The following is a 7,343-nucleotide window of genomic DNA, read 5'->3' on the forward strand; positions in this document are numbered from 1 at the left end:
GATCAGCTCGCGGCATGCCGCATCCCGGCCGTGGTCAGCTCGTACACGGCGGTGGTGCCGGACGACCAGACCCGGTGCCAGTACGGCGACGACGCCATCGCGTCCGCGAGCCGCTCGTAGTCGGGGTACCGCTGGTAGCCGTAGCGCTCGTCGTACGCACCCATCGGCGCGGCCACGAGGGCGTAGTACTTCGTCGCGGTGGTCCGCGCGACGAACTGCCGCGTCAGGGTCGAGACGTCGGCGTCGGGGTCGTAGCCGGTGCCGGACGGGTACGGGCCGAGCGCCTCACGCGAGACGTAGTCGACGTCGAAGTACCGGGCGCCGGTGTTCCCCGGCACCGCGTTCCCCGAACCGGTGAGGAGCATGACCGAGCCCTTCGGCGCGGTCCGGTCGTACCACTGCGTCGCCGCCGACTCGCTCCGGGTCGTCACACGGTTCCAGTCCAGGGCGGTCTGTCCGAAGGCGCCGACCGCCACGAGGGCCGTGACTCCCGCCGCCGCGAGGACGTACCGGGCGGCTGCCGGCCGGAACGCTGCCCGGACGGCCGTCCCGACGCGAGCCCACCGACCGGCGGGGAGCGGGAGCCCGGCGGCGAGCACCGCCAGCCACGGGGTCGCGAACAGCACCACGCGGAAGATGCCCTCCTGCCCGTAGTTCGTCGCGACGAGGAGCGAGATCGGGCTCGCGGCCGCGGCGAGGAGCCCCCAGTGCAGCCGGTCGCGTCGGACCAGCACGGTGACGACCGCCACGAGGCCGACGAGCACGAGCGTCGCCGCCGGCACGTCGAAGGCCAGCCCGGTGACGAGCGGCTTCGGGAGCACGGTCATGTCGTGCTCGGGCGGCTGCACGTTGTCGAACACCTTCCCGATCGCCGAGAGCGACAGGAACCGGCCGAGCACGTCGCCGTTCAGTGCGGCGAAGACCACCGCCGGCACGAGCACGACGACCGGCAGCCACCACGGACGCAGGAGCCGGAAGACCACGAGCACGCCGAGCGCCGCGACCGCGAGGTACGGCGAGATCTGGTGCGTGACGACGAGGACGACGCCGATCACGGCGATCGCGAGCACCTGCGGCAGTCGCACGGTGCGCGGCCGGAGGACCCGCTGCACGGACCCGTCGGCGGCGGGCACTGCGGTCTCCAGGAGCGGACCGGTGGCGAGCACGAGCATCGCCACGACGAGCAGGACGCCGGTCGACTGCGGCGAGAAGTACGTCGTGTTGAGCGAACCGGTCATCGCGGTGAGGAGCGCCGCGATCCACGGCCGGCGTCGACCGGGCAGCCAGTGCGCGGCGAGCACCCCGACACCGAGCGTCGTGACGCCCGCGAGCAGCACCGGCACCCACGCGGCGATGGTCATCGCGTTCACGATGCCCCCGACGTCGGCCGCCCACGCGCCCCCGGCGAACAGCCCCGACCAGGTCTGGAAGATGTCCGAGGCCGGATCGGTGCGGCCGAACTGCCGGATGTACTCCAGGACTCCGACGTGCCGCGCGGCAGCGGTCACGGTGGGCATCCCGTAGGTGATCGCCTGCGCGAGCTGCACGGCCAGGCCGAGCGCCACGACGGGCACGGCGACGGCTCGACCCCGGACGAACGCGACGACCGCCGCCGCGACGAGCACGGCGAGCCCGACCGGCAGCCCGATCCCGAGCCGACCGAACAGTCCGGCGGGCACCGGGTCGCCGACGTGGGTCACCGCGGCGACCACGACCGTCGCGAGACCGAGCACGGTCCCCCCGAGCACGATCCGCCCGGACCCGGTCCGCACGGACTCCGTCAGGGGTGCCCGGGCCGGTCGGCGCTCCCGTCGACGCAGCTGCTGGAGGTCCCGCAGCACGGTGGACGCGAGCACCGCCGACGTCAGGACGACCACGACCGCGAAGGGCACCGCCGGGTGCCACCACCCGACGGTCGCCATCGTGTAGCCGATCCCGATCGTGCCGGTGATCGAGCCGGCGACCGCGAGCAGCACGAAGCGTGCCAGGGGCATCGGCCGGACGAGCAGCAGCGGCGCGACGCCGAGCAGGGCGAACAGGAAGACGACGGTCGCACTCCCCCGCAGGACCGGCACGTGCAGCCCGGCGCCGAGGGCCACGGCGACGAGCGCGACGACGACGACCCCGGCCGCGGCGAGCCGAGCACCGGGTCCCATGACGTCGTCCGCGTCCACACCCTCGCGCCGTCGGGCCGACGCGGGTCCTGTGGCGACGTGGGCACCGACCGCGGGCGTCGCGGTCCCCCGGCTCATCGCGTGCCGACCGGGTCGCCGACTGGACGCGGTGCCGGTGCGGCGACGACCACGCCGCCGAGGAGCCGGCCCACGGCGTAGCCCAGGACGGTCGTGGCGACCGACGCGACCACCGTGGCAGCGCGCGCGAGCCCGCCGCGACCGACGGCACGGAGCTCGCGGAGCACCGCCCGCGGGATCACCCGGGTCAGGTAGGTGGACTCGCTGGCGAGCGCATCACCCGAGCCGACGCGGCGTGCCAGCACGGCCTTCGAGATGCCCTCGTAGTAGCTCCGGCGGAGCAGGTACCGCATGCCGACGCGGTCCGCCGACACCCGGTGCGACACGTTCGACCGCGGCTCGTGGCGGATCCGCGCACCCGGCTGCACCGCGGCGATGCGGATGCACAGCTCGGTCTCCTCGCAGCCGAGCGGCTGGTTCCCGACGCGGCCGATGCCGGACCGGAAGCCGCCGGCGCGCAGGATCGACTCGCGACGGAACGCCATGCTCGACCCGATCACGTTGCGGACGTCGCCCGCGGTCTCCGGCAGGCCGGTGTAGCTGCAGCCGACGATCCACAGGAGCTCGTCGACGTACGGCCCGGAGCCCGTGGTCGAGGGCCAGGACGGCGTGGCGCGGCCACCGACGCCGACGACCGCGGGGTCCTCGAGCGCGGCGAGCATGTGCCCGAGCCAGTCGGGGTCGGCGGTGGCGTCGTCGTCCAGGAACGCGACCACGTCGGCGTCCGTCGCCGCCACCCCGGTGTTGCGGGCGCCGGACAGGCCGCGGTCCTCGGCGTTCTCGAGGACGAGCAGCTCCGGCCAGCGCGCGCGGGCCCGGGCGAGCAGCTCCGGCTCGTGGTCGATCACCAGCACGACCTCCGGGTGCTCCGGCTGCCGACGCGCCGACTCGACACTGTCCTGCAGGTCGCCCCACCGCAGCTGCGTGTAGGCGCAGACGACGACGGCGACCCGCGTCACGCGGCGTCCCCCTCGAGCGCCCCGGCCGGCGACGCGTGCACGGACGCCGGGTGCACAGCGGCCGGCGCGTGCGCCGCCGCCGGCAGCACCACCGGCGCAGCCACCACCGGCGCAGCCGACACGGCACGACGCCCGGAGGCCCGCCGCCGCTCGTGCACGATCGAAGTCAGGACGCGGATGCCGTCCGTGACGGCGTTGAGGTTGCTCGCCCCGTGCACGCGCAGCTTCTCGTGGCTCGGCACCTCGGCGATGCGCAGTCCGGCGGCCGACCACCGGCACGTCAGCACGGTCTCGATCTCGAACCCGTCGCCCCACAGCATCGAGCCGTCCAGCGGCTTCGGCAGCGTCGAGGACAGCAGCGCGATCGCCGGCAGCGTGTCGACCCAGAAGGCGTTGTAGCCGTAGCAGAGGTCGCTGTACCGGGTGCCGAGGATGACGTTGCACAGCAGGTTCAGCCCGCGGTTGCCGAGGCTCCGGACGATGGTGATGTCGTCGCTGCCGCCGCCGAGGGCGTACCGGGTGCCCTTCGCGACGTCGGCACCGTCGCGGAGCGCCTGGACGAAGCGCGGGATCTCGTCCGGGTCCGCGGAGCAGTCGGCGTCGAACATCACGACGACGTCGCCGGTCACGGCCTCGAACCCGCATGCGAGGGCGTTGCCCTTGCCCTTCCGGGTCTGGTGCACGACACGGATGCCGGGCATGATCCTGCGGGCGGTCGCGACGGTGTCGTCGACGGAGTTGCCGTCCACGAGGATGACCTCGTGCACCGGCGGGAGCTTCGGGAGGATGATCTCGAGGTTGCGCGCTTCGTTGCGCGCCGGGATGACCACGGAGACGCGGGGGTCTGCCGGACGGACCGGGCTGACGGACATGCGGAGGTGCTCCTGTCGGGTTCAGGGTGCAGGGGACGGCTCCCAGCAGGGGCGCGGGTACGCCGCCTGGGGTCCTGGACGAGTGGGTACGCCTCGTCCGTGCTCCAACCCTCGTCGCGGCGCGTGGGCGGGTCAATGCGCTCGGGTCCGCCTTGCGGCTCACCAGCGACCGCTACGGAAACCCGCAAGCGGCTCCGCCGCCGGCCTGGAGGATCGCCCCGCGCCCGCCCCGCACGTCCCGTCGCGTGGTCCCCGCCCTGGTGTGGACGGTCCGGTGCGAGCGACCCTGCGCGAACGATCCTGCTCCGGACGATCCGGTCGGATCCGAGCCTCGAGCGCGATCCGGGCGTGTCCTAGGGTTCGCGGACGGTCCGGACGACGCGAAAGGCCCCCGGGATTCCCGGGGGCCTTTCGCTTGTCTTGTTGCTGGGGTACCTGGACTCGAACCAAGAACGACGGTACCAGAAACCGCTGTGTTGCCAATTACACCATACCCCAAAAGGCCGATGGCCTCCTGTTCCCGGTTGCCCGGGGCACGATCAACTACTGTACAGCATCCCGAGCGTCTTCGAGACCACCCACCAGGTCCCGGTGCACGGCAGCCGCCGTCGCCGCCCCGTGACCGGCCGCCACGATGAGCTGTTCCGGGCCGGGCGGCGTCACGTCACCGACCGCGTAGAGCCCTGCGACACCCGTGCGTCCGAGCCGGTCGACCCGGACGAGGCCCTCCCCGTCACGCTCGACCGGGGCGTCGAGCCAGTCCAGGTCCGCGTGCCACACCGGGCGCACGAAGACCCCCGTGTGCGGCGTCACCGTGCCGTCGGCGAGCCGGACACCCGTGAGACCAGACCGGTCCCCCTCGAGGTCCGCCACCGGACGCTCGTCCACCCGCACCCCGGCGGCTGCCAGACGCGCACGTCCGGCAGGATCGAGCGACGCAACCCCGTTCGTGTACACGACGAGGTCGTCGGTCCAGGACGCCAACAGCAGCGCCCGGTCGACGACGTCCGGCGTCTCGCAGACCAGTCCGAGGGCCTGACCGGCGTGCTCGTACCCGTCGCACTCGACGCAGCTGTGCGCGGACGTGCCGTAGAACGCCCGGAGCGACGGCAGCGCGGGGAACTCCTCGCGGAGGCCCGTCGCGACGACCACGGCGCGCACCCGCGCGGACGTCTCGGTGCCGCGCCACGAGCCGTGCACCGTCCACGTGGCGCCGTCCAGGGCCACGCGATCGACGACGGTCTGCACGACGGTGGCCTCCGGGTAGCCGGCGACCTCCTCGCGGCCGAGGCGCCGCAGCTCGAGCGGCGAGATGCCGTCGCGCGTCACGAACCCGTGCGACCGCAGCGTGGCGGCGTTCCGCGGGCGGTTCGCGTCGACGAGGAGCACCGTCCGCCGTGCACGGACGAGGTTGAGCGCCGCGCTGAGCCCGGCCGGTCCCGCCCCGATGACCGCGACGTCCGCCTGCACGAGCTCAGCCGGCACCGCGTCGGCCGGCACCGCGTCGGCGGGCACCGTGTCGTCAGCTCCCACGGTGTCGTCAGCGATCCGCGAGCCGACGCAGCCGCGTCAGGGTGGACTCCTTGCCGAGGATCTCCATCGACTCGAACAGCGGCGGGCTGATGCGACGGCCGGACACCGCGACGCGCAGAGGTCCGAACGCGACCCGCGGCTTCAGGCCCATCTCGTCGATCAGCGCCGTGCGGAGCGCGGCCTCGATCGAGGCGGTGTCCCAGTCCTGCAGGCCCTCGAGCGCCGCCGTGCCGGCACGGAGCACCTCGGCCGTGTCGCCCTTGAGCGAGGCCAGTGCGTCGTCCTCGACCACCAGGTGGTCGTCCGCCGTGAACAGGAACCCGAGCAGCGCCGGCGCCTCGCCGAGCAGCTGCATGCGCTCCTGCACGAGCGGGGCTGCGGCGGTGAGCACGCGCTCCTGCTCCGGCGTGGGCGGGTCGGCGACCACCCCGTCCAGGTACGGCAGCAGTCGCGCGCGGAAGTCGTCGGCGCCGAGCAGCCGGATGTGGTCGCCGTTGATCGCCTCGGCCTTCTTGTGGTCGAAGCGGGCCGGGTTCGGGTTCACGTCGACGACGTCGAACGCGGCGACCATCTCGTCCGAGGTGAAGACGTCGCGGTCCGGTGCGATCGACCAGCCGAGGAGCGCGAGGTAGTTGAGCAGGCCCTCGGGGACCATGCCCGCGGCACGGTGGTGGAAGAGGTTCGACTCGGGGTCGCGCTTCGAGAGCTTCTTGTTGCCCTCCCCCATCACGTAGGGCATGTGCCCGAAGCGCGGGATGAAGGACGTGATCCCGACCTCGTACAGCGCCTCGTACAGGGCGATCTGGCGCGGGGTCGACGACAGCAGGTCCTCGCCGCGGAGCACGTGGGTGATCCCCATCAGGGCGTCGTCCACCGGGTTCGTGAACGTGTAGAGCGGCTTGCCGTTCGGGCGCACCACGACGAAGTCCGGGAACGTCCCCTGCTTGAAGGTGATCTCGCCGCGCACGAGGTCCTCGAAGCTCAGGTCGCGGTCCGGCACGCGCAGCCGCAGGGCCGGCTGCCGGCCCTCGTCACGGAAGGCCTGGCGCTCCGCCTCGGTCAGGTCACGCTCGTGGTTGTCGTAGCCCTGCTTCGGGTCGCGACCGGCGGCCTTGTTGCGCGCCTCCATCTCCTCCGGAGTGACGTACGACTCGTAGACGTGCCCCGAAGCGCGCAGCTTCGCGATGACGTCGTCGTACACGTCCGAACGCTCCGACTGCCGGTAGGGGCCGTGCGGTCCACCGACCTCGACGCCCTCGTCCCAGTCCAACCGGAGCCACCGGAGTGCGTCGAGGATCTGCTCGTACGACTCCTCGCTGTCCCTGGCGGCGTCGGTGTCCTCGATGCGGAACACGAGCTTGCCGCCGTTGTGGCGGGCGTAGGCCCAGTTGAAGAGCGCCGTCCGGATGAGGCCCACGTGCGGGGTCCCCGTCGGGCTCGGGCAGAAACGGACGCGGATGTCGGAGCCGGTTGCGGCGGTGAACGGTGCAGTCATGACGGGTCGATCCTACCGGCAGCCCACTGCGCCGGGCAGGCTGCGGGAGACGCTGTGGAAGCCGCCCGGAAATGCAGGAGCCCCGAAACGCAGGAAACCCCTGACCAGTCATGGTCAGGGGTTTCCTGGTGTTACCAACGTTGAGTCCGGCGGCGTCCTACTCTCCCACAAGGTCCCCCTTGCAGTACCATCGGCGCTGAGAGGCTTAGCTTCCGGGTTCGGAATGTGACCG

5 protein-coding genes, 1 tRNA gene and 1 rRNA gene are annotated in these 7,343 nt (G+C 72.7%); all 7 read right to left on the bottom strand.

The annotated features are described in order from the left end of the window. Positions 1-2 precede the first annotated feature (2 nt). Positions 3-2,156: a hypothetical protein gene (locus DEU32_RS08575; protein WP_147281428.1), complete on the bottom strand. Its 2,154-nt coding sequence runs from the start codon at positions 2,154-2,156 to the stop codon at positions 3-5. Positions 2,157-2,248: 92 nt separating this feature from the next. Continuing rightward, a complete protein-coding gene (locus DEU32_RS08580) occupies positions 2,249-3,211 on the bottom strand; it encodes a glycosyltransferase family 2 protein (RefSeq protein WP_114850113.1) in 963 nt (320 codons plus the stop codon). Then, a complete protein-coding gene (locus DEU32_RS08585; protein ID WP_114850114.1) occupies positions 3,208-4,083 on the bottom strand; it encodes a glycosyltransferase family 2 protein in 876 nt (291 codons plus the stop codon). The genes DEU32_RS08580 and DEU32_RS08585 overlap by 4 nt, the downstream gene beginning before the upstream one ends. Before the next feature lie 426 nt (positions 4,084-4,509). Beyond that, positions 4,510-4,581, bottom strand: a tRNA-Gln gene (locus DEU32_RS08590). A gap of 45 nt (positions 4,582-4,626) precedes the next feature. Further along, positions 4,627-5,616, bottom strand: a complete 990-nt coding sequence (locus DEU32_RS08595) for an NAD(P)/FAD-dependent oxidoreductase (protein WP_395858324.1) — start codon at positions 5,614-5,616, stop codon at positions 4,627-4,629. A 7-nt stretch (positions 5,617-5,623) separates the two neighbouring features. Next, entirely contained in the window at positions 5,624-7,111 is a 1,488-nt protein-coding gene (gene gltX / locus DEU32_RS08600) for a glutamate--tRNA ligase (RefSeq protein ID WP_114850115.1), read from the bottom strand. 144 nt (positions 7,112-7,255) lie between these two features. Beyond that, positions 7,256-7,343: ribosomal RNA gene (rrf, locus tag DEU32_RS08605) — 5S ribosomal RNA — on the bottom strand; the annotation flags it as partial.

Origin of the sequence: Curtobacterium sp. AG1037, from assembly GCF_003349855.1 — a bacterium.
Classification (GTDB): Bacteria; Actinomycetota; Actinomycetes; order Actinomycetales; family Microbacteriaceae; genus Curtobacterium; species Curtobacterium citreum.

What these genes read in the sequence shown, in the direction of transcription:
- DEU32_RS08575 (WP_147281428.1), bottom strand. Translation starts at nt 2,156, where the DNA reads ATGGGACCCGGTGCTCGGCTCGCCGCGGCCGGGGTCGTCGTCGTCGCG.
- DEU32_RS08585 (WP_114850114.1), bottom strand. Translation starts at nt 4,083, where the DNA reads ATGTCCGTCAGCCCGGTCCGTCCGGCAGACCCCCGCGTCTCCGTGGTC.
- gltX (WP_114850115.1), bottom strand. Translation starts at nt 7,111, where the DNA reads ATGACTGCACCGTTCACCGCCGCAACCGGCTCCGACATCCGCGTCCGT.